We start from the raw sequence: 20,380 nt of genomic DNA, 5'->3' as shown, positions 1-20,380 counted from the left end.
TCGGAGTCGGTGCCATGGGTTATGGAGGCCATCGGAAATCGGATGGAGCCAAAACGCTTGTCGATACGTCTATTCGGCAACGTCGTGCGAAGTCCGTACGACGACGCCGAAGTGACCGAAGTACAGGTGCAGGTGTGACGGAGGTGCAGGGCGATGGCCGGTTTCCGGAGTCTGGCGAGACAGGTGCGCGATCCACGGTGCGATCTGGCGCTACGGCGTTACTCGCTCCGCAAGTGCCTCGAAAGGTTCGCTCCTTACGGGCACAGGGCGACCTGGGACCATTTGTGCTCCCGGGCAGGATTCGGTCCTGAGGACCGCTCCCCCGACCCAGCGCGGCTCGTGGCCGCACTGGAGGAGTTGGAGGAAGCGCGTTCGGTCTGGCTGGCCTACGAGGTCGAGTTCGCCGAGCGGCGCAAGAAGGAGAAGCACGACGGGCTGCGCAGGCCGGGCAGCGTGGACGACTGGCACCGGCTGACCTGGGGCGGTTTCGGAGTCGCCTGGTGCGACGACCCCAGGGTCCATCCCCATCAACCGCTGGCGGAGGTACTGCGCCGGCTGATCTCCGCGCTGGAGCGGGAACCGGGCTCGGAGTGCCCGGCGTGTGGCGGCGAGCGCCTCGTCTGGAAGTACGAACTGGACCACGAACCCTCCACGGGTCCGGTCTGCACGGACTGCGGAATTCTTGTACCGCGTCCCGTACTCACGCCCGAGGCCCTGGCGGACGCCAGGCGCGGACGGCTGCTGGTGTCGGCCTGACCGCACCGGCGGCTTCGACCGGACCGACCGGGCGAACCTAGGAACCGAGCGTGCGGGGGTGCGCCGGGGATGCCGCACCCCCCGACTGTTCACCGTCGGGTCCTCATGAGTGGGCTTCCGGGCCGTTGTCCGTGGCGGCTGGCACCATCGAGTCATGATTCAGGTGTGCCTCAACGGCTCTCGCGGAGCCGTCGACGGAGCGACGGTGCCGCTCACGCCGCAGGCGATGGCCGACTCCGCGGCCGAGGCCGTCGCGGCCGGGGCGACGGACATCCATGTCCACCCCAAGACGCCGTGCGGACGGGACACCGTGTCGCCGCGGGTCGTCGCGGAAACGCTGGAGGCGCTCCGCGCCCGGGTGACGGTGCCGGTGGGTGTGACCACGGGCGCCTGGGCGGAGCCCGATCCCTCGGCACGTCTCGCGCGGATCCGGGACTGGACCGTGCTGCCCGATCACGCCTCGGTGAACTGGCACGAGCCGGGCGCCGAGGAGGTCGCCGCCGCCCTGATCGACCTGGGGGTCGGCGTGGAGGCCGGCGTCTGGTCGGGGACGGACGGGGCGGCCAGGTTCGCCGTCTCCCCCCTGCGCCCCGAGGTGCTGCGCGTACTGGCGGAGGTGACGGACACCTCGCCCGAGACGGCCGAGAACACCGCGCGGATGCTGCTGACCGAACTGGGACCGGCCCTCTCCCGCAGCCCCGTCCTGCTGCACGGCGAGGACGGCGGCGCATGGCCGGTGCTCCGGCTGGCCGGGCGGCTCGGGCTGGCGACCCGGATCGGCCTGGAGGACACCCTGCTCCTGCCGGACGGGGACCGGGCACTGTCCAACGCCCAGTTGGTGGCCCGGGGGCTGTCCCAGTACGAGTCGGCCCGGCGCTCGTCTTAGGGCCGGGTCAGGAGTGCGGCGTGGATCGCCGTGTCACGCCCGCCCCGGGCGCGCGGCCGGGCGGCGCTCCCGCCCGCGAGGACCGGGCCCGCCCGCCTCGGCCGGACCACTCCGGGACCTACCCGCACCGCTCCCGACGATCACGCCGCTTCTCCACCAACAGCCGCGACCCCGCCCCCAGCCGCTCCCCGAACACGTCGTCCGGGTTGGACAGGACGCAGGTGTCCATGGACAGGCACCCGCACCCGATGCAGTCGGTCAGATGGTCCCGCAGCCGGTTCAACTGCTTGATGCGTTCGTCGAGTTCGGAGCGCCAGGCCTCGGAGAGACGGGCCCAGTCCTCGCGGGTGGGGGTGCGTTCCTCGGGGAGTTCGGCGAGGGCCTCGCGGATCGTGGCGAGGGGGATGCCGACGCGCTGGGCGGCGCGGACGAAGGCGACCCGGCGCAGCGTGTCACGGGAGTACCGGCGTTGGTTGCCCGCGGTGCGGCGGCTGCTGATCAGGCCCTTGGACTCGTAGAAGTGCAGGGCGGAGACGGCGGCGCCGCTGCGGGCGGCGAGCTGGCCGACCGTGAGTTCATGGATCTTCTCGGGAATCTGGGGCACCTCTCGAACCCTACCCAGTCATACCGCGAGGGGTCCGTTGACAGGGGCTCCCCAGCCGACCATGCTAAGCAGTCGCTTAGACTTTTGCGGCAAGGAGGCCGGGACATGGCAGAGCCGAGGATCTTCACGGGTGCCGACGCCCTGAAGGCGGCGGTGGGCGAGCAGTTGGGGTACACCGACTGGCTGGAGGTCGACCAGAAGCGGATCGACCTGTTCGCCGAGGCCACCGGTGACCACCAGTGGATCCACGTCGATCCGGAGAAGGCCGCCGCGGGGCCCTTCGGCACCACCATCGCGCACGGCTATCTCACCCTCTCGCTGCTGCCGCTCTTCGGCCCGCAGCTGATCACGGTCGAGGGCGTGCGGATGGGCGTCAACTACGGGACGAACAAGGTCCGTTTCCCCGCCCCGGTCCCGGTCGGCTCCCGGCTGCGCGCCACCGCCACGATCACGGCCGTCGACGAGGTGAGCGGCGGCGTCCAGGTCACCGTCGCGTTCACCGTGGAGCGCGAGGGCGGCGACAAGCCGGTGTGCGTGGCGGAGTCGGTCTCCCGGTACTACCTGTAGGTGCGTGCCTCTCGGCCGGGGGTCTACTTCCCCGCCCCCACCATCCGCAGCACGAGGTCGGCGTAGAGCGCGCCGACCTCGTCGGGCGTCCACGGGCCGTCGACGTTGAACCAACGGGCCACGTCGATGCAGAGCGAGAGCACGGCGAGGGTGGTGCCCTTGACGTCCAGGACGTCGAACTCGCCGGAGGCCACACCGTCCTCGACGATCCCGCGCACCTCGGCGTCGCACTGCCGCCGCAGGGCGAGGATCTCCTCACGGGCGTCGGGGCCGAGCGAGTCCAGCTCGTACTGCACGACCCGTGCCGTGGTGCGCCCGCCGGCGTGCCAGCGGACGAAGGAGCTCACCGCGTCGGCGAGCCGCTCGGCCGCGGTGCCCTCGCGACGGGCCGCCACCCGCAGGATGTCCAGGGCCTTCTCGTGGCCGATCCTGCTGATGCGGTGGAGGAGTTCCTCCTTGGTCTTGTAGTGGATGTAGAGCGCGGCCGGGCTCATTCCGGCACGGCCCGCGATGTCACGGGTCGTCGTGGCGTGGTAGCCCCGCTCGGCGAAAGCCTCCACCGCGGCAATGAGCAGCCGTCGCGCCGCGTCGGGCGTGACCTCGCCCCACGCCGACGTCTCGCCGCCGGCCGTCTCCTCCGCCGTACTCATCGCTCTCTCGCCCCTCTCGATGGCAGGGGCACCACCATACCGCCGAGGGTGAGCGAGCGCTTAGTCTGCCCGCTCAGAGCTTCTCGAACGGGTGGTAGGCCGGCTGTGCCGCCTCCTGGCGGTCCCGGATCACCTTGGAGAGGGTGAAGGCGGAGGTCACCAGGTACAGGACGGCGATGCCGAGGAAGGCCCGCACCCAGGCGTCCGCGCTCAGTTTGAAGATGCCGATGGCGGTCGCGGCCATGGCGATGGAGAAGGACGCCACGGCCTGGCCGTAGAAGGCGGCGGTGTTCTGCTGCTTGCCCGGTGTGTCACTCATGGGGTCGAGTCTCGGCGGACGTGGGGCACACCACATCCGTGCGGATACTCAGACGGGGTACTCAGAACGCCGAGACACCGGTCAACGCCCGCCCGATGACCAGCTTCTGGATCTGACTGGTGCCCTCGTAGAGGGTCATCACCCGGGCGTCGCGCAGCAGTTTGCCGACCGGGTACTCGTCGATGTAGCCATAGCCGCCGAAGACCTGGAGGGCGTTGTTGGCGGCGCGGACGGCGGCCTCAGAGGCGAACAGCTTGGCCTTGGATGACTCGGTGGCGAAGGGCAGGCCGCGGTCGATCAGGTCGGCGACCCGCCAGGTGAGCAGCCGGGCCGCGTCCACGTCGACGGCGATGTCGCTGATCAGCTCCTGCACCAGCTGGTGCCCCGCGATCGGCTTCCCGAACTGCTCCCGCTCCCCCGCGTACCGCACCGCCGCGTCGAGGGCGGCCTGGGCGATGCCCACGCAGCCCGCCGCCACCGACATCCGCCCCTTGGCGAGGGCGGACATGGCCACCGAGAAGCCCTTGCCCTCCTCCCCCAGCAGCGCGGAGGCGGGGACGCTCACGTCCTCCAGGGTCAGTTCGGCCGTCGCCTGGCCGCGCAGGCCGAGCTTGCCGTGGATGGTGCGGCGGGTCAGGCCGGGTGTGTCGGTGGGCACCAGGAAGGCGGAGACCCCCTTGTGGCCCGGAGCGTCGGTGGAGCGGGCGAACAGCAGGACGACATCGGCCCAGGTGCCGTTGGTGATGAACATCTTGGCGCCGTTGATCACGTAGTCGTCGCCGTCGCGGACCGCACGGGTGGTGAGGTTCCCTGCGTCGGAGCCGGTGCCCGGTTCGGTGAGGCCGAAGCAGCCGATGGACGCACCGGAGGTGAGGCCCGGCAGCCAGCGCCGCTTCTGCTCCTCGCTCCCCCATCCGGCGATCGTCTTGGCGACCAGGCCGAGGGAGACGGAGACGATCCCGCGCACGGACGAGTCGCCCCGGCCCAGCTCCTCCGTCACCAGGCAGTACGCCAGGTGGTCGCCGCCCGAGCCGCCGTACTCCTCGTCGATCGTCAGCCCCAGGAAGCCGACCTCGCCGAGCTTCTTCACGATCGAGCGGTCGACCTCCTCGGCGCGGTCCCAGGCGACGACATGGGGAGCGATCTCGCGGTCCACGAAGTCCTTGGCGAGCCGCCGGACGGCTTCCTGCTCCTCGCTGAGCCCCAGGCTGACCACGGGATCACCTCACTTGAAAGCCGTACATTTAAATTAGCACTGCTAGTTTCTCTGCGCAGCCCTACTATGTGCGCCATGGCCCGACCGCGCAAGCCCCTCCTCAGCACCGACCGGATCGTCGAGACGGCCCGCGGACTCGTGGACGCGGAGGGCCTCGCGGCCGTCTCCACCCGGCGGCTCGCCGCCGAACTGGGGGTCAGCGGGCCCTCGCTCTACAACCACTTCCGCACCAAGGACGAGATCCTGGAGGCCGTCGCCGACTCGGTGAGCTCCCGGGTCGACCTGTCGATGTTCGAGGACGGCCGCGACTGGCGGACCGCGCTCCACGACTGGGCCCTGTCCTACCGGGCCGCCCTGCGCGACCACCCGAACATCGTGCCGGTCCTCGCCCGGGGCCCCGGCCGCCGCCCCGCCGGACTGCGCCTGGCCGACGCCGTCTACGGCGCGATGGTCGCCGCGGGCTGGCCACCGGCGCAGGCCACCTCCATCGGCGCGCTCATGCGGTACTTCGTCATGGGCTCCGCGCTCGGCTCGTTCGCCGGGGGTTTCGTGGCCGACGCCGGCGCCTACGACCCCGCCGACTATCCGCACCTCGGGCAGGCGCACCTCCTCGCCGAACGGCAGGAGAAGATCGACGAGCGGGCCTTCGAGACCGGGCTCAGGGCGCTGCTGGACGGACTGTCCCAGCAGTACGAGCAGGTCGGGCGCACCGCCTAGGGATATTTCGGTGGGCGCCGAAGTGTTCCTGTCCCATGCTGGGACGCATGACCCCGAGGGACCCGCAGGCACCGCGACTGGCCGGGCTCGCCGCGCTGATCGCCGACGAGACCCGAGCGGCCTGTCTGCTGGCCCTGCTCGACGGGCGGGCCTGGACCGCCGGTGAGCTGGCGCGCCACGCGGGCGTCGCCCCGTCCACGCTGAGCGAGCACCTGGGCAAGCTCGTCGCGGGCGGCCTGCTCACGGAGGAACGCCAGGGGCGGCACCGCTACGTACGGCTGGCCGACCCGCGCGTGGCCCACCTGGTGGAGGACCTGACCTCGCAGATCTCCCCGGAACCGGCCCACCGGCCGCGCGGTCTCAGGGAGTCGAGCGCGGGATCGGCGATGGCCCGGGGCCGCACCTGCTACGACCATCTCGCGGGCCGGCTCGGCATCGCGATCACGGATGCCATGACGGAACGTCAACTCCTGCTCCAGGACACCGGTTTCGCTCTCACGGACGCGGGACTGGAGTGGTTCGCCGACGCCGGCATCCCGCTCGACCGCACGGGCCGCCGCCCCTTGTCCCGCGCCTGCCTGGACTGGACGGAACGCCGTCCTCACCTGGCCGGGGTGGCGGGCGCGGCCCTGTGCCGGCACGCCTTCGACGAGGGCTGGTGCGTCCACATCGGCACGGAGCGCGCGGTGAAGGTGACGGCGGCGGGCGAGCGGGCCCTGTCGGACCTGCTGGGCATCCGCCCACCGACATCGCGCTAAAAGCACGACCGGCCACGACGCTCCCGCACCTGCCACCCACCCGTCCGAATCCCGCCAGCCCCAGCGCCCCGCCCTCCCTAGCCTCAGGAGCATGATGCACGTCTCCCGCCGCACGGAACTCCTGGCCACCGGTGCCGCCACCGTCACCGTCGTCCTGTGGGCCTCCGCCTTCGTCTCGATCCGCAGCGCGGGCTCCGCGTACTCGCCGGGCGCCCTCGCGCTGGGACGGCTCCTGGCCGGAGGGCTGGCCCTGGGAGCGATCTGCCTGCTGCGCGGGGAGGGCCTGCCGCCCCGCTCCGCCTGGCGGGGCATCGCGATCTCGGGGGTGCTCTGGTTCGGCCTGTACATGGTGGCCCTGAACTGGGGTGAGCAGCAGGTGGACGCGGGCACGGCGGCCCTGGTGGTGAACATCGGCCCGATCCTCATCGCCCTGCTGGGCGCCCGGCTGCTGGGCGACGCGATGCCGCCCCGCCTCCTGGCGGGCATGGCGGTGTCGTTCGCCGGGGCCGTCGCGGTGGGTCTGTCGATGTCGGACCACGGCGGCTCGTCGGTCCTCGGCGTCGCGCTGTGTCTGCTCGCCGCGGTGGGTTACGCCGGCGGTGTCGTGGCGCAGAAGCCGGCCCTGGAGCGGGCGAGCGCGCTCCAGGTGACGACGTTCGGGTGTCTGGTCGGCGCCGTGCTGTGCCTGCCGTTCGCCGGGCAGCTGGTGTCGGAGGCGGCGAGGGCACCGGCCTCCGCGACGCTCAACATGGTGTACCTGGGGGTGTTCCCGACCGCGCTGGCCTTCACGACCTGGGCGTACGCCCTGGCCCGGACGACCGCGAGCCGGATGGGGGCGACCACGTACGCGGTGCCCGCCCTGGTCGTCCTGATGTCGTGGCTGGCGCTGGACGAGGTGCCCGGTCCGCTCACGCTGGCCGGTGGGGCGTTGTGCCTGGCCGGGGTGGCGGTGTCGCGGTCCCGGCGGCGGGCCGCGGCGCCGGAGGTCGCTCCGGGACCGCGGCCCGAGAAAGCGTCGGACTCAGCGTGAACCGGGGAAGGCGTCGGACTCAGTGTGAACGGGAACGGTCGGCCAGCACCTTGATGGAGGCCAGGGCGATCACCGACAGCACGATGATGTAGCCGGACACCGCCATCGAGGTGCCGGTCGCCTCCAGGAGCAGCACCATCAGGAAGGGCGCGAGTCCGCCGCCGAGCACCGCGGCGATCTGGTAGCCGAGCGAGGCGCCGGTGTAGCGCATCTCGGGCGTGAACAGCTCGGCGAACAGGGCGGCTTGAGGGCCGTACATGATGCTGAGGAAGCAGCTGGCGACGAAGGTCCCGACGGCCAGCCACAGCAGCGAGCCGGTGTCGATGAGCAGGAACAGCGGTACGGCCCACAGGGCGATGCCCGCCGCGCCGATCGCGTAGATCCGGATCCGGCCGAGGCGGTCGGAGAGCGCGGCGGCGGCCGGGATCAGGATCAGCTGGGTGAGGCTGACGCAGAGCGAGACGGTGAGGACCGCGCTCCTCTTCATGTCGAGTTCGCGGGTCGTGTAGTCGAGGACGCCGGTGATGAGGATGTAGAAGGTCGCGGTGTTCACGGCGAAGGAGCCGCCGGCGAGGAGCACGGTGCCCAGGTGGTGCCGGAGGATCGTGCGCAGCGGGGAGCTCCGCTCCGTCCTCGCCTTCTCGGCCAACTCCTGTTCGGCCTGCCGGAATGCGGGGGTCTCCTCGACGCGGGTGTGGATGTACCAGGCGAGCCCGAGGACGAACAGCCCGATCAGGAACGGCACCCGCCAGCCCCAGGCCGCGAACTCGGTGTCGGTGGTGAAGGCCCCGGCGAGCAGGAAGACCGTGTTGGCGCTCACCACGCCGATGGGGACGCCGAGTTGGACGACACTGCCGTAGACACCGCGCTTGCCCTCGGGGGCGTACTCGGTGGCCAGCAGCATCGCGCCGCCCCACTGGGCGCCGACGGCGATGCCCTGGAGGACGCGGAGGGCGACCAGCAGGATCGGGGCGGCGACGCCGATCGTGTCGTACGTCGGCAGCAGGCCGATGCCGGTGGTGGCCAGGCCCATGAGGGTGAGCGCGAGGACCAGCATCGGCTTGCGGCCGCGCTTGTCGCCGAGGTGACCGGCGACGATGCCGCCGAGCGGCCGGGCGAGGAAGCCGACCGCGAAGGTGGCGAAGGAGGCGAGGACACCGGCGGTGGAGCTGCCCGCCGGGAAGTACAGGTCGCCGAGGACGAGCGCGGCGGCGATGCCGAAGACGAAGTAGTCGTACCACTCGACGGCGGAGGCGAGCGCCGCCGCGGTGGCCACACGACGCCGGTTCACCGTGGGGAGGACGGTGCCGGGGAGGGAGGGAGCGGAGGGGGCCATGTCCATGCGTGCACGCTCCGTTGGGTGCGAGGGGACGTTGGCGGCGAACATACTGACCGGACGGTATGGGGTCAACGGGTGTGCGGGAAGGTTGCCCGGAGCACCCGTGAGGGGTCCGGGCGACTCGTGGGGCTCCTGGCGACCCGTAGGGCTCAGAACAGCACGAGGGCCCGTCCGCCCTTGCCCGCCAGCATGTTCTCGAACGCGGCCGGGATGCCCTCCAGTGCGATCCGCTCCGTCACCAGCGCGCCCAGGTCCAGGCGGCCCGCCCGGACGTGGTCGGCGAGCACGGGCAGGTCCGCGGCCGGATCGGAGTTGCCGTACACGCACCCGGACAGGGTGCGGCCCCAGTGGAAGATCTCCAGGGCGTTGAAGGTGACCTGCTGGTCCTTGCCGCCGATGCCGACGACCGTGGTGCGGCCGCCGCGGCGGGTGGAGTCCCAGGCGGTGCGGATGGTACTCGCGCGGCCCACGCACTCGACGGCCACGTCGACGCCCTGCTTGCCGGTCAGGCCCCGGATCTCGCGTGCGGTGGTCTCCGAGGCGATCACGTAGTCGGTGGCTCCCGCGGCGCGCGCCAGTTCCTCCTTCGCCGGGGAGACGTCGACGGCGACGATCCGCGAGGCTCCCGCGATCCGGGCCGCCTGGAGGGCCGCCAGACCCACTCCCCCGACGCCGTACACCGCGACCGTCTCGCCCTCGCGGACCCGCGCCGCGTGGTGGACGGCTCCGTAGCCGGTGAGCACCGCGCAGCCCAGCAGGGCCGCGTCGGTGAGGGGGATGCCCTCGGGGAGCGGCAGGACACAGGACTCCGCGACGACCGTCTCCTCGGCGAACGCGGCGACGTTCAGGCCGGGGTGGAGGTCGGTGCCCGTCGCCGTGCGGGCGTAGACGTCGGCGGCGCCGTTCAGCGCGTTGGCGCACAGCCAGACCTCGCCGAGCGAGCAGGCGTGGCACGTGCCGCAGGACGGCGCCCAGTTGAGGACGACCTCGTCACCGGGGCGGACGGCGGTGACGCCCTCGCCGACCGCGAGGACCGTGCCCGCGCCCTCGTGGCCCAGGACGGCGGGGACGGGGACGCGCATGGTGCCGTTGGACAGGGACAGGTCGGAGTGGCAGACACCGGCGGCGGCGAGCCGGACCCGGACCTGCCCGGGGCCGGGGTCGGGCAGGTCGATCTCGGCGATCTCCAGGGGAGCGCCCACGGCGGGAAGGACGGCGGCACGGACCACGGAAGGGCTCCTCAGAACTGGAGGGACTGGGTCTGGAGGTACTCGGCGAGGCCGTGGACGCCGAGTTCGCGGCCCACGCCCGACTGCTTGTAACCGCCGAACGGGGCACGGGGGTTGAAGCGCCCGCCGTTGATGTCGACCTGCCCGGTCTCCATGCGGCGCGCGAAGGCCACCGCCTCGGCCTCGTCACCGGCCCAGACGGCGCCCGCGAGGCCGTAGACCGTGCCGTTGGCGATGCGCAGGGCGTCCTCCTCGTCGGTGTAGCGGAGGACGGACAGGACCGGGCCGAAGATCTCCTCCTGGGCGATCGTCATGTCGGGGGTGACATCGGCGAAGACGGTCGGGCTGACGAAGTAGCCCCGCTCGCGCGGCGCTTCGGGCCCGCCGGCGATCAGCCGGGCGCCTTCCGCGATGCCCTTCTCGATGTAACCCCGCACCCGCGCCTGCTGCCTGGCGCTCACGACCGGGCCGATGCGGTCGCCGTACTTCGCGGCGGCGGTCGCGGCGAGGCCGAGTGCCTCCTCGTACTGCGAGGTGTGGACCAGCATGCGGGTCCAGGCGCTGCACGTCTGACCGGAGTTGGACATCACGTTGGCGACGCCGACGTTGACCGCCCTGGCGAGGTCGGCGCTCGGCAGGATCACGTTGGCGGACTTGCCGCCCAGCTCCAGGGCCACCTTCTTGATCGCCGCGCCCGCCGCGGCGGCGATCTTCTGTCCGACGGCCGTGGACCCGGTGAAGGAGACCAGGTCGACGCCCGGGTGCTCGACCAGGGCCTGTCCGGCGACCGGGCCGAGGCCCGTGACCAGGTTGAAGACGCCCGCCGGGACGCCGGCCTCGTGGACCGCCTCGGCGAAGAGCTGGGCCACGAGCGGGGTGTCCTCGGCGGGCTTGACGACCACCGTGCAGCCCGCGGCGAGCGCGGGGGCGACCTTGGCGACGATCTGGTGGAGCGGGTAGTTCCAGGGCGTGATCGCGCCGACCACGCCGACCGGCTCGTGGTGGACGACCGAGTTGCCGACCTTCTCCTCGAAGGCGTACGTCGCCGCCAGCTCCGCGTACGAGCCCATGACGGCGATCGGTACGGCCGCGTGGACGGCCTGCGAGAGCTTCGGCGGCGAGCCGAGTTCGGCCGTGACCGTCTCGGCGATCTCCTCGGCGCGGGCCTCCAGGGCGTCCCGGAGGGCGGCCAGGCGCGCGGCCCGCTCGGCGGGGGCGGTCGCGGACCAGCCCGGCAGGGCGGCACGGGCGGCGCGCACGGCGGCGTCGACGTCCTCGGCGGTGCCGGCCGGGACCCGGCCGACGATCTGCTCGTCGGCCGGGTTCACGACCTCGACCGTGTCGCCGCCGGCGGCGGGGCGCCACCCGCCGTCGATGTACATGCCGTCGTGTGCCTTCATCGCGCTTCCTCCGGGGCCGGGCCGTTCCGTCGTCCGGCACCTAAACTAGCGATGTTAGTTTTCTGGCGCCAGGGTGGGCCCCAAGGCCTGTCCGGCGGTTCAGAAGTCGACGCGCGCCCGGCCGTCCACCCTCGCCACCGCCTCCTGGCCGAACGCCTTCCGGTAGTCCCGGCGGATCTCCTCGATCCTCGGGTCGTTCACGGCCGCCTTCCGCACCGGGTACAGCAGGACCAGTTCGTACGACCGCTCCTTCTCGATCGCCCCGCTCGCGTCCCGCCACTGCCCGCGCCCGCTCCGCACGGTGAGCCCTTCGGGGAACTCCGGGGTGACCTCGCGGTCGACGAAGCGGGTGAACTGCGCGTCGGTGACGGCCGGGCCAGCGTCGGGGCGGGCGGTGCCGAACAAGAGGCGGCTCTCGACGTACGGCTCGCCGCGGGCGGGAGCCGGCGCGGGTGCCGATGCGGGCGCGGCGGTGTCGTCGTCGAGGGCGGCGTACGCGGTCGGGGCCGCGACGGTCAGCAGGAGGCCGACGGTGGTGAGAATCGCCCGGCTTCGGGTGAAGTGCACGTTCATGGGCCCATGCCTAACGGGCCCGGTCCCGCCAAGTCCCGCAGCCGCGCCGGAGGTTCACTCCTCCAGGTCGGGCAGCCGCGCCGGGGCCGGGCAGATGCGTTCGCCGTGCTGGTCGAAGACGAACAGGTGGGCGATGTCCACGAGCAGGGGGACCTGCATACCGCGGCGGAGGTCGATGTCGGGGGTGGCGCGGACGACCAGGTCGCCGGGGAGGCGGGTGTCCGACGGATCCGGTTCGGGTTCGGGTCCGGCACCCTCCGGTTCGTCCAGCATCACCGGCGGGCCGGCGCGCAGGGTTCCGGCCCGCTCCCGGAAGCGTCCCAGGACGGATCCGCCGTCCCGGCGGCGGCGCCTGGACGGACGGGCGGCGGGGCGCGGCGCCTCCAGCTCGGGTACGACGGCGGGCCTGGAGCCGGTGTTGAAATGGACCAGGACCTCGTGCCCCTGGAACTCCACGTGCTCCACCAGGCCGCTGATCGCCGCCTCGCCGGGGCGGGCAGCGGCCGGCTTGGCGAGCCGGATCGCCTCCGAACGCAGCCCCACGATGACCTCGCGGCCCTGCTGGACACGGAGCAACTGGTGGTCCAGGGACAGCGGTTCGGGCAGCCGCAGGGACTGCTTGCCCAGGCTGATGGTCATCGCGCCGTCGAGCGGGGCCCGGACCAGGCCGCGCAGCAGGTTGATGCGCGGGGTGCCGATGAAGGCGGCGACGAAGACGTTGCGGGGCAGGGCGTAGACCGAGCGCGGAGTGCCCAGTTGCTGGAGCACCCCGCCGCGCAGGACGGCGACCCGGTCGCCGAGCGACATGGCCTCGGCCTGGTCGTGGGTGACGTAGACCGTGGTGACGCCCAGTTCCCGGGTGAGCGCGGCGATCTCGGCGCGTAAGTGGTTGCGGAGCTTGGCGTCGAGGTTGGAGAGCGGTTCGTCCATCAGGAAGGCGGAGGGGTGGCGGGCGATGGCCCGGCCCATGGCCACGCGCTGGCGTTCGCCCCCGGAGAGCTGTCCGGGGAAGCGGTCCAGGAGGTCCTGGATGCCCAGCATGCGGGCGGTGGCGTCCACGCGGGGGCCCGGGTCCTCGCCGGGGGCCTCGATGCGCAGCGGGAAGCCGATGTTGCCGCGGCCGGTCATGTTCGGGTACAGCGCGAAGTTCTGGAACACCATCGCCATGTCCCGCTGGGAGGGGACCAGGTCGTTGGCGTACTCGCCGTCCAGCAGCAGCCGTCCCTCGGTGATGTCCTCCAGGCCGGCGATCATCCTGAGCACGGTGGACTTGCCGCAGCCGGAGGGGCCGAGCAGGACGAGGAACTCGCCGGGCTCGACGTCCATCGACAGCCGGTCCACCACGCGGACGCCCCGCGTGTAGGTCTTGCTCACGTCGTGCAGAGAGATGGCGCGTGTCATGGCAGATGCCCCCGAGGGCTGACTGAGCGCTGATGCTCCGTGGTCGGATGCCCCGCGCGTGCCGAACGGGGCCTGTGGGTCACGGAAGTTAACGGAATGTGCGCGGCCCGGGGAAGGGAAACGGCCGGATCGGGCATCGCGGTCCAGCAGATGAGAAAGCGGACGTCCGGATTCAGCGCCGGACCGCGGCCCCGGGCGGTTCTCGGGTCTGCACGAGGTGGGCGAAGACGACGACATTGCCCGAGTAGCCGGTCCTGCGGTCGTAGTCGCCGCCGCAGGTGATCAGCCGCAGTTCGGGGCGGCCCCGGGCGCCGTACACCTCACGGTTGGGGAACCGGTCCTTCTCGTACGACTTGACGGCGTCGACGGCGTAGACGGCGATCCGGCCGTCGGCGCGCGTCACCTCGACCAGGCGGCCGCGCTCGGCTTCGGCCAGGCCGGCGAAGACGGCGGGGCCGGTCGCGGTGTCGAGGTGGCCGACGGCGACGGCGGTGCCCTGCTCACCGGGGGACGGTCCGCCCTCGAACCAGCCGACCAGGTTCGGGTCGTCGTCCGGCGGTGCGGGCAGCCGGCGCCGGCGGTCGAGGCGCAGGCCCGTGACCGGGGCGTCGACGTCGAGGAAGGGAACGGCGAGTCGCGTCGCGCGGGAGCGCGACAGGGGGCGGAGGGGGGGCGCGGGAGCCGGGCGGGTCGAAGGGGTCGAGGGGGCCGGGCGGGTCGAGGGGGTCGAGGAGGCCTTGGGGGCCCGCGGCGGCACGGCCGGGCGGCCCGGCGCCGCCGCCCCCTCGGTCCGCTCCGCACGCCGCTGCGGCGTCCCCCGCACGTCGCCGCGGTCCCCGGCGGGGGACGCCTCGCCGGGAGCCGCCGGGGAGCCCGGCCGGGCGGCCGAAGCCGCCCCGCCGGGCTCCTCGCCCTGGGCCCACCAGACGCCGCCCGCCACCAGCGAGACGGTCACGGCGACCGTCCTCACCAGGCGGTAGGCGCGCGTCCGGTACCAGGGCCTGCGTCTGTGCCTACGCGCCATGCGGGCGACGGCGGAGCCGGAGCCACGCCACCCCGCCGACCGCGGCGATGCCCACGGCCGCGGCACCGGCGACCGGGGCGAAGGCGTCACCGCGAGCGAGCCCGCCGCCGCCGGCCGGCGGACCGCCGTTGGGACCGCCGGGGCCGCCGGGGCCGCCAGGTCCGCCGGGCGGGGTGACGCAGTCGACCCGGAACACCTTCTGCTTGCCCGTACCCGACCCGCCGGTGATCTTCCAGACGAGCTTGTACATCCCGTCGGGCAGCGTCAGGTCCTCGGTGTGGCCGGCGCCGCCCGCGAGCGTGATCTCACCGTCGAGCGTGGCGCCGCCGGGCTCCGTCGGCTGGGTCTCGATGTTCCAGGTGATCTGCTGGACGGTGTCGAAGTGCGCCGCGTCGATGTAGAACTTGCAGACCTTCGGCTCGTCCCGCGGGTCACCGTAGGGGGTGCGCGGGACGGAGTCGTACGGAGCTGTGTGGATCTTGACGGTGCCGTTGTCCCCGGGGGCCATCGGCGCGGCACCCGCGGCGGGCATCCCGGCCAGCGGGCTCGCCACGACGGTGAGTACCGCGAGAGCCGCGGTGCGCGCTCCCGCGCGGCGTGGCAGAGAAGTGGTGGGCATGCGAAGTCCTCCGAGTCAGACGATTGTCGTATAAATCGCACTTCACCTGACTCTTTGTCACATATCCACGGCGAACGGGATGAGCCTCGCCCTACGACACGTCAGTCATCGCTCTTCCGGCTCAACGCCACCCCGCTCCGGCGGGGCTCGGGCGCCTCACCGGTGTCCCCGGCCGACCGCGCCGGCGAGCGCAGCGCGACGCCGGAGGACAGCAGCAGCAGCGCGCCCAGCATCACGAACGGGGCCGCCACGCCCGCGACCCCGGCGACCAGGCCGGCCGTGGCGGGGGCGGCGACCTGGCCGAGGCGGTTGCCGGTGAGGCGGAGGGCGAGGGCGGTGGAGCGGGCGCCGTCGGGGGCGGCCTGGACGACCGTGGTCATGGACAGGGGCTGGCCGACGCCGAGGCAGAAGCCGAGGACGGCCAGCATGACGGCCAGCGCCCACACCGGCACCGGGAGGGCGATCCCCGCGCACAGCACGGCCGCCAGCAGACAGGTGACCGTCAGGAGCAGGGAGCGGCCCAGCAGGCGCAGCAGCGGTGTCAGCACCAGACGGCAGGCGATCGTGGCCGCGGCGCGCAGGCTGAGCAGCAGGCCGATCACGGAGGGGGCGATGCCCCGGTGCTCGCCGACCACCGGGAGGTAGGCGGTGAGGATGTCGGTCGCGGAGAGCACGGCGAGGCTGACGAAGATGCCCCCGGGCACGCCCCGCGCCTTCAGGATGCGCCCGACGGGGACCCGGTCGCCCTTCTCCGCACGGGACTTGGACGTCGTGTCGCGGTGCTCTATCCGCCACAACGACGTGAACGCGACCGCCGCTCCCGCGCCTGCGACCACCAACGCCAGCGCGCTCGTACGGGCCATGTCGGAGCCGCCGATCAGCGCACCCGCCGCGATCGGGCCGACCAGCTGGCCGAGCGAGGCGCCGATGGTGAAGTGGCCGAAGTTGCGGTCCTGTTCGTGCGGGGCGGACTGGCGGGCCACCAGCGACTGGGCGCCGATCACGAAGCAGAGGTGGCCGAGGCCCATCACCCCGCTCCAGACCGCCATCGCCCACAGGGAGTTCGCGATGCCGCTCAGGGCGCAGCCGCCGGCGATCAGGACCACGCCGACCGGCAGCAGGGGCGCGCAGCGGCCGTGGTCGGTGCGGCGGCCCAGCGGGACGGCGGCGAACAGCGGGAGCAGGGCGTAGACGCCCGCGATGACGCCGATGGCCCGCTCGTCCGCGCCCAGCGCGAGGGCCCGGTAGGAGACGGCGGGCCGGGCCATCGACACCGCCCCCTGCGCGAAGCTGAAGGCGATGACGAGGCGGAGCAGCCAGCCGCGGTTCCCACCGGGCCTCACGACGATGTCCTCCATGAACGTCAGATGATTCCGAAGAGGATCCCTGCCCCGAGGATGATGAGGCATGTGAGCGCGGCCCACTTGACGACGAACTTCGTGTGGTCGCCGAACTCCACCTTGGCCATGCCGACCAGGACGTAGACGGCCGGGACGAGCGGGCTCGACATGTGCAGCGGCTGGCCGACCAGGGAGGCGCGGGCCATCTCCAGCGGCGAGACGCCGTGCGCGGCGCCGGCCTCGGCGAGCACCGGCAGGACACCGAAGTAGAAGCCGTCGTTGGACATGAAGTAGGTGAGCGGGAGGCTCAGGACGCCGGTGACCAGGGCCATGTGCGGGCCCATGCCCTCGGGGATGACGTCCACCATCCAGCGGGCCATGTGGTCGACCATGCCGGTGCCCTGGAGGACGCCGGTGAAGACAGCGGCGGCGAAGACCATGCCGGAGACGTTCAGGACGTTGTCCGCGTGGGCGGCCAGGCGGGCCTTCTGGTCGGGGATGTGCGGGAAGTTCACGGTGAGCGCGAGCGCGGCGCCGAGCAGGAACAGCACCGGGATCGGCAGCCACTCCATGATCATGCAGGTGAGCAGGGTGACCGTGAGCAGCGCGTTGAACCAGTAGAGCTTGGGGCGCAGGGTGGACCGGTTGGGGTCGAGGACCTGGAAGCGCTCGGCGTCGCCGGCCTCGTCGTCCTCGGCGTCGGTGCCCGAGCCGGACCCGCCGGTGGCGACCGCGCCCTTGCCCGTGCCGGAGGCACCCGAACCGGTGCTCGTGCCCGAGGCACCCGAACCGGCGCCGACCAGGACGGTCTCGGTCTCCTCGACCTTCACGTCAGCCTTCAGGGAGGCCTTCTCGTCGACCAGGACCTCGTTCAGCGTGAGCACGCCGAGCCGCTTGCGCTCACGCATGCCGAGCACGTACGAGAGGACGAAGACGCCCAGCAGGCCCACGGCCAGGGCCGGGATCATCGGGACGAAGATGTCGCTGGCGTCCAGCTTCAGCGCGGTGGCGGCGCGGGCGGTCGGGCCGCCCCAGGGCAGGGTGTTCATCACGCCGTTGGCCATCGCGGCGACACCGGTCATGACGACCAGGCTCATCTTCAGGCGCTTGTACAGCGGGTACATCGCCGAGACGGTGATCATGAAGGTGGTGGAGCCGTCGCCGTCCAGCGAGACGATCGCGGCGAGGATGGCCGTACCGACGACGATCCGCATCGGGTCGGCCTTCGCGAACTTCAGGATCCCGCGCACGATCGGGTCGAAGAGGCCGACGTCGATCATCACACCGAAGTAGACGATCGCGAACATGAGCATCGCCGCGGTGGGGGCGAGGCTGGTGACGCCGTCGATGACGTAGTCACCCAGCTTGGCGCCCTTCCCGACGAAGACGCAGAACAGTGCCGGGATCAGCACGAGCGCCGCGATCGGCGACATCTTCTTCATCATGATCAGGACCAGGAAGGTCGCGATCATGGCGAAGCCGAGGATGGTCAGCATGTGTGGATACCTAACGTTCGCCCTTGAACATCCCACCAGGGACGGCGGTGCGATGACGTTAGGTCCCGTCAAGCGGCGTTAACAAGACGTTGACATGCGAGCAATAAGCGCAAAACTCCTGGTCACAGCTTTGCTCAGGTCAGAGCGGTGAGCTTTTCGGTCACGGAGGGCTCCACGGCGGGCTTCTCGGAGGGCTTCTCGGCGGGCTTCTCGGGTGCCACGTCGACGGGCACGCCGTTGAGGACCGCGTTGCCCGAGAGCGGGTCGAGGAGGCTGCCGTCGAGGAGCTGGTTGACGTTGACACCGGGGTCGGCACCGGCGTGGCGGAGGCGGGTGCCGGGCCGGTCGTGGCCCCAGCCGTGCGGCAGGCTGACCACGCCCGGGCGCACGCCGTCGGTGACCTCGGCGGGGGCGGTCACCTCTCCGCCGGCTCCCTTGACGCGGACCGGCGCCCCGTCCACGACACCGAGGCGTTCGGCGTCCTCGGGGTGGATCTGGAGGGTGCAGCGGTTGCTGCCGCCGGTGAGGGCGGGGACGTTGTGCATCCAGCTGTTGTTGGAGCGCAGATGGCGGCGGCCCACGAGGACGAGCCCGTCGGGACGCCGGGTCATCGCCTCCCGGAGCCGGGGCAGGTCCTCGGCGATCGGTCCCGGCAGCAGCTCCACCTTGCCGCTCCTGGTCTTCAGCGGCTGCGGCAACCGGGACGTGAGCGGCCCGAGGTCGATGCCGTGGGGACGCGCGAGCAGCCGGTCCAGGCTCAGGCCGTCCGGGCGTACGCCGAAACCGTCGCCGTAGGGGCCCAGGCGCAGCATCATGTCGAGCCGCCGCTCGGGGCCGCTGACGCCGGTGAGCTGTGCGGCGAGCTCCTGTGGGTCGCGGCCGTGGACCGGGGAGTGCGGTTCGTTGACGGCCTTGCCGAGGGTCTGGCCGATGACCAGGTCGTCCACGGCGGACGGGTCGGCGCCGTGCATGCCGGTCGCGGCCAGGACCAGCCGGGCCAGGATCTCCGTCTCGGCCGTCCGGCCCGGCTCCAGCGGGACGGCGGGGCGGGTGTAGCGGACCTGGTTGCGGACGGCGAGGGTGTTGAACGCGAAGTCGTGGTGCGGGCTCTGCGCGGGCGGCGGCGGGGGCAGCACGACGTGGGCGTGGCGCGAGGTCTCGTTGAGGTACGGGTCGACGCTGACCATGAAGTCGAGCGCGCCGAGGGCCTTGTCGAGCCGGTCGCCGTCGGGGGCGGAGAGCACCGGGTTGGCGCCGACGACGATCAGGGCCCGGATCGGCTCGCCCTCCTCGGTCGCGGTGTCGATCTCCTCGGCGAGCGCGGACAGCGGCAACTCCCCCTTCGCCTCGGGGTGTCGGCTCACCCGGGAGTGCCACCGGCCGAGGCTGAAGCCGTGGCCGGGTCCGGCGGGCCGGGGCGTCCGGTCGGTGGCCGCCCGCGGGAAGAGGGAGCCGCCGGGCCGGTCGAGGTTGCCGGTGAGGACGGCGAGAACGTCCACGAGCCAGCTCGCGAGGGTGCCGTGCGGCACGGTGCAGCTGCCGATGCGGCCGTAGACGGCGGCGGTGGGAGCGGCGGCGAGCTCGCGGGCGAGGGCCCGGATCGTCCCGGCGTCCACGTCACAGGCGTCGGCCACCGCGTCGGGCGTGAACTCCCGTACGGCGTCGGCGAGTTCGTCGATCCCCTGCACATGGGGCGCCAACGCGCCCAGATCCACGAGGTCTTCCTCGAACAGGACCTGCGCCATCGCCGCGAGCAGCAGGGCGTCGGTGCCCGGCCGGATCGCGATGTGCCGGTCGGCGAGGCGGGCCGTGCGGGTGCGGCGGGGGTCGATCACGGTGAGGGTGCCGCCGCGGGCCTTGAGCGCCTTGAGCCGGCCCGGGAAGTCGGGCGCGGTGCACAGACTCCCGTTGGACTCCAGGGGGTTGGCCCCGATGAGCAGCAGATGGTCGGTGCGGTCCAGGTCCGGCACCGGGATCGCGTTGGCGTCGCCGTACAGCAGGCCGCTGGAGACGTGCTTGGGCATCTGGTCGACCGTCGAGGCGGTGAAGACGCTGCGGGTGCCGAGCCCGGCGAGCAGGACCGGCGGGTAGAGGGCACCGGCCATGGTGTGCACGTTCGGGTTGCCGAGCACGACCCCCACCGCGTTCGCCCCGTACCGCTCCACCGCGGGCCGGATCCCGGCGGCGACCGCGTCGAACGCCTCCTCCCAGCCCACCTCCCGCAGCTCCCCGTCCTTGCGCACCAGCGGGGCGCGCAGCCGGTCGGGATCCCCGTCGACGGCCCCGAAGGCGGCCCCCTTCGGGCAGATGAACCCCTTGCTGAACACGTCCTCCCGGTCCCCGCGGGCCCCGGTGACCCGGGTGCCCTCGATGGTGAGCGTCAGGCCACAGGTGGCCTCGCACAGCGGGCAGATGCGTAGGGCGGTGCGGGACACGGGTCCTCCCGGAGGGCAGCG

Annotated in this window: 20 protein-coding genes; 6 read left to right on the top strand and 14 right to left on the bottom strand. The window is 72.4% G+C overall.

Features of this window, described 5'->3' with window-relative positions; all coding sequences use genetic code 11:
* Positions 1–153: 153 nt before the first annotated feature.
* Together K4B79_RS27100 and K4B79_RS27095 are read left to right on the top strand one after the other, a co-directional pair.
* Complete coding sequence (locus tag K4B79_RS27100) at positions 154–756, top strand: hypothetical protein (protein ID WP_232029548.1); 603 nt, start codon at positions 154–156, stop codon at positions 754–756.
* A 154-nt stretch (positions 757–910) separates the two neighbouring features.
* Positions 911–1,642, top strand: a complete 732-nt coding sequence (locus K4B79_RS27095; RefSeq protein WP_232029547.1) for a 3-keto-5-aminohexanoate cleavage protein — start codon at positions 911–913, stop codon at positions 1,640–1,642.
* A 118-nt stretch (positions 1,643–1,760) separates the two neighbouring features.
* Here the strand turns inward: K4B79_RS27095 and soxR are convergent, their stop codons facing one another.
* Positions 1,761–2,246: a redox-sensitive transcriptional activator SoxR gene (gene soxR, locus K4B79_RS27090; protein ID WP_232029546.1), complete on the bottom strand. Its 486-nt coding sequence runs from the start codon at positions 2,244–2,246 to the stop codon at positions 1,761–1,763.
* A 105-nt stretch (positions 2,247–2,351) separates the two neighbouring features.
* Here soxR and K4B79_RS27085 point away from each other — a divergent pair, with 105 nt between their 5' ends.
* Positions 2,352–2,813 (top strand): MaoC family dehydratase, encoded by a 462-nt coding sequence (locus K4B79_RS27085; protein WP_232029545.1) that lies wholly within the window; start codon positions 2,352–2,354, stop codon positions 2,811–2,813.
* Positions 2,814–2,836: 23 nt separating this feature from the next.
* Here K4B79_RS27085 and K4B79_RS27080 read toward each other — a convergent pair whose 3' ends face one another.
* The 3 genes from K4B79_RS27080 to K4B79_RS27070 all read right to left on the bottom strand — a co-directional run bounded on the left by K4B79_RS27080 (position 2,837) and on the right by K4B79_RS27070 (position 4,998).
* The gene (locus tag K4B79_RS27080) at positions 2,837–3,463 is read right to left on the bottom strand and encodes a TetR/AcrR family transcriptional regulator (RefSeq protein WP_232029544.1); all 627 of its coding nucleotides are present in this window, start codon (positions 3,461–3,463) and stop codon (positions 2,837–2,839) included.
* A 73-nt stretch (positions 3,464–3,536) separates the two neighbouring features.
* Positions 3,537–3,782 carry a YiaA/YiaB family inner membrane protein gene (locus K4B79_RS27075; protein WP_232029543.1) on the bottom strand — a complete coding sequence of 82 codons (246 nt, stop codon included), beginning with the start codon at positions 3,780–3,782 and terminating at the stop codon, positions 3,537–3,539.
* 61 nt (positions 3,783–3,843) lie between these two features.
* Positions 3,844–4,998 (bottom strand): acyl-CoA dehydrogenase family protein, encoded by a 1,155-nt coding sequence (locus K4B79_RS27070; RefSeq protein WP_232029542.1) that lies wholly within the window; start codon positions 4,996–4,998, stop codon positions 3,844–3,846.
* A gap of 66 nt (positions 4,999–5,064) precedes the next feature.
* Here K4B79_RS27070 and K4B79_RS27065 point away from each other — a divergent pair, with 66 nt between their 5' ends.
* The 3 genes from K4B79_RS27065 to K4B79_RS27055 all read left to right on the top strand — a co-directional run bounded on the left by K4B79_RS27065 (position 5,065) and on the right by K4B79_RS27055 (position 7,503).
* The gene (locus K4B79_RS27065) at positions 5,065–5,715 is read left to right on the top strand and encodes a TetR/AcrR family transcriptional regulator (protein ID WP_232029541.1); all 651 of its coding nucleotides are present in this window, start codon (positions 5,065–5,067) and stop codon (positions 5,713–5,715) included.
* A gap of 47 nt (positions 5,716–5,762) precedes the next feature.
* Positions 5,763–6,473 (top strand): ArsR/SmtB family transcription factor, encoded by a 711-nt coding sequence (locus tag K4B79_RS27060; protein ID WP_232029540.1) that lies wholly within the window; start codon positions 5,763–5,765, stop codon positions 6,471–6,473.
* A 91-nt stretch (positions 6,474–6,564) separates the two neighbouring features.
* Positions 6,565–7,503 carry a DMT family transporter gene (locus K4B79_RS27055; protein WP_374208517.1) on the top strand — a complete coding sequence of 313 codons (939 nt, stop codon included), beginning with the start codon at positions 6,565–6,567 and terminating at the stop codon, positions 7,501–7,503.
* Positions 7,504–7,522: 19 nt separating this feature from the next.
* On the opposite strand, the gene K4B79_RS27050 is transcribed toward K4B79_RS27055, so the two are convergent.
* The 10 genes from K4B79_RS27050 to K4B79_RS27005 all read right to left on the bottom strand — a co-directional run bounded on the left by K4B79_RS27050 (position 7,523) and on the right by K4B79_RS27005 (position 20,359).
* Positions 7,523–8,845 (bottom strand): MFS transporter, encoded by a 1,323-nt coding sequence (locus tag K4B79_RS27050; RefSeq protein ID WP_232029539.1) that lies wholly within the window; start codon positions 8,843–8,845, stop codon positions 7,523–7,525.
* Between the two features lie 146 nt (positions 8,846–8,991).
* Positions 8,992–10,071, bottom strand: coding sequence for a Zn-dependent alcohol dehydrogenase (locus K4B79_RS27045; protein ID WP_232029538.1), 1,080 nt, complete (start codon positions 10,069–10,071; stop codon positions 8,992–8,994).
* Between the two features lie 11 nt (positions 10,072–10,082).
* Positions 10,083–11,471 carry an aldehyde dehydrogenase family protein gene (locus tag K4B79_RS27040; RefSeq protein ID WP_232029537.1) on the bottom strand — a complete coding sequence of 463 codons (1,389 nt, stop codon included), beginning with the start codon at positions 11,469–11,471 and terminating at the stop codon, positions 10,083–10,085.
* A gap of 99 nt (positions 11,472–11,570) precedes the next feature.
* Entirely contained in the window at positions 11,571–12,044 is a 474-nt protein-coding gene (locus K4B79_RS27035; RefSeq protein ID WP_232029536.1) for a DUF3574 domain-containing protein, read from the bottom strand.
* Between the two features lie 54 nt (positions 12,045–12,098).
* Positions 12,099–13,445 (bottom strand): ABC transporter ATP-binding protein, encoded by a 1,347-nt coding sequence (locus K4B79_RS27030; RefSeq protein ID WP_232029535.1) that lies wholly within the window; start codon positions 13,443–13,445, stop codon positions 12,099–12,101.
* Positions 13,446–13,617: 172 nt separating this feature from the next.
* On the bottom strand, positions 13,618–14,469 hold the full coding sequence (locus tag K4B79_RS27025; protein WP_232029534.1) for a class F sortase: 852 nt from the start codon (positions 14,467–14,469) through the stop codon (positions 13,618–13,620).
* Positions 14,459–15,088, bottom strand: coding sequence for a hypothetical protein (locus K4B79_RS27020; RefSeq protein ID WP_232029533.1), 630 nt, complete (start codon positions 15,086–15,088; stop codon positions 14,459–14,461). Before K4B79_RS27020 ends, K4B79_RS27025 begins: the two co-directional genes overlap by 11 nt.
* 101 nt (positions 15,089–15,189) lie before the next feature.
* Entirely contained in the window at positions 15,190–16,431 is a 1,242-nt protein-coding gene (locus K4B79_RS27015) for an MFS transporter (protein ID WP_232029883.1), read from the bottom strand.
* 20 nt (positions 16,432–16,451) lie between these two features.
* Positions 16,452–17,924, bottom strand: coding sequence for a CitMHS family transporter (locus K4B79_RS27010; RefSeq protein ID WP_232029532.1), 1,473 nt, complete (start codon positions 17,922–17,924; stop codon positions 16,452–16,454).
* Positions 17,925–18,058: 134 nt separating this feature from the next.
* Positions 18,059–20,359 (bottom strand): molybdopterin oxidoreductase family protein, encoded by a 2,301-nt coding sequence (locus K4B79_RS27005; RefSeq protein WP_232029531.1) that lies wholly within the window; start codon positions 20,357–20,359, stop codon positions 18,059–18,061.
* Between the last annotated feature and the right edge of the window lie 21 nt (positions 20,360–20,380).

Source organism: Streptomyces lincolnensis, from assembly GCF_021173675.1.
Lineage (GTDB): Bacteria > Actinomycetota > Actinomycetes > Streptomycetales > Streptomycetaceae > Streptomyces > Streptomyces lincolnensis_B.
This window is presented reverse-complemented; position numbering and strand designations above follow the sequence as displayed.

Excerpts from the sequence above, each read along its gene's own strand:
- K4B79_RS27055 (WP_374208517.1), top strand. The coding sequence starts at position 6,565 with ATGATGCACGTCTCCCGCCGCACGGAACTCCTGGCCACCGGTGCCGCC.
- K4B79_RS27085 (WP_232029545.1), top strand. The coding sequence starts at position 2,352 with ATGGCAGAGCCGAGGATCTTCACGGGTGCCGACGCCCTGAAGGCGGCG.
- K4B79_RS27100 (WP_232029548.1), top strand. The coding sequence starts at position 154 with ATGGCCGGTTTCCGGAGTCTGGCGAGACAGGTGCGCGATCCACGGTGC.
- K4B79_RS27025 (WP_232029534.1), bottom strand. The coding sequence starts at position 14,469 with ATGGCGCGTAGGCACAGACGCAGGCCCTGGTACCGGACGCGCGCCTAC.
- K4B79_RS27050 (WP_232029539.1), bottom strand. The coding sequence starts at position 8,845 with ATGGACATGGCCCCCTCCGCTCCCTCCCTCCCCGGCACCGTCCTCCCC.
- K4B79_RS27065 (WP_232029541.1), top strand. The coding sequence starts at position 5,065 with ATGTGCGCCATGGCCCGACCGCGCAAGCCCCTCCTCAGCACCGACCGG.
- K4B79_RS27040 (WP_232029537.1), bottom strand. The coding sequence starts at position 11,471 with ATGAAGGCACACGACGGCATGTACATCGACGGCGGGTGGCGCCCCGCC.
- K4B79_RS27075 (WP_232029543.1), bottom strand. The coding sequence starts at position 3,782 with ATGAGTGACACACCGGGCAAGCAGCAGAACACCGCCGCCTTCTACGGC.
- K4B79_RS27095 (WP_232029547.1), top strand. The coding sequence starts at position 911 with ATGATTCAGGTGTGCCTCAACGGCTCTCGCGGAGCCGTCGACGGAGCG.
- K4B79_RS27060 (WP_232029540.1), top strand. The coding sequence starts at position 5,763 with ATGACCCCGAGGGACCCGCAGGCACCGCGACTGGCCGGGCTCGCCGCG.
- K4B79_RS27020 (WP_232029533.1), bottom strand. The coding sequence starts at position 15,088 with ATGCCCACCACTTCTCTGCCACGCCGCGCGGGAGCGCGCACCGCGGCT.
- K4B79_RS27080 (WP_232029544.1), bottom strand. The coding sequence starts at position 3,463 with ATGAGTACGGCGGAGGAGACGGCCGGCGGCGAGACGTCGGCGTGGGGC.
- K4B79_RS27035 (WP_232029536.1), bottom strand. The coding sequence starts at position 12,044 with ATGAACGTGCACTTCACCCGAAGCCGGGCGATTCTCACCACCGTCGGC.
- K4B79_RS27010 (WP_232029532.1), bottom strand. The coding sequence starts at position 17,924 with ATGCTGACCATCCTCGGCTTCGCCATGATCGCGACCTTCCTGGTCCTG.
- K4B79_RS27030 (WP_232029535.1), bottom strand. The coding sequence starts at position 13,445 with ATGACACGCGCCATCTCTCTGCACGACGTGAGCAAGACCTACACGCGG.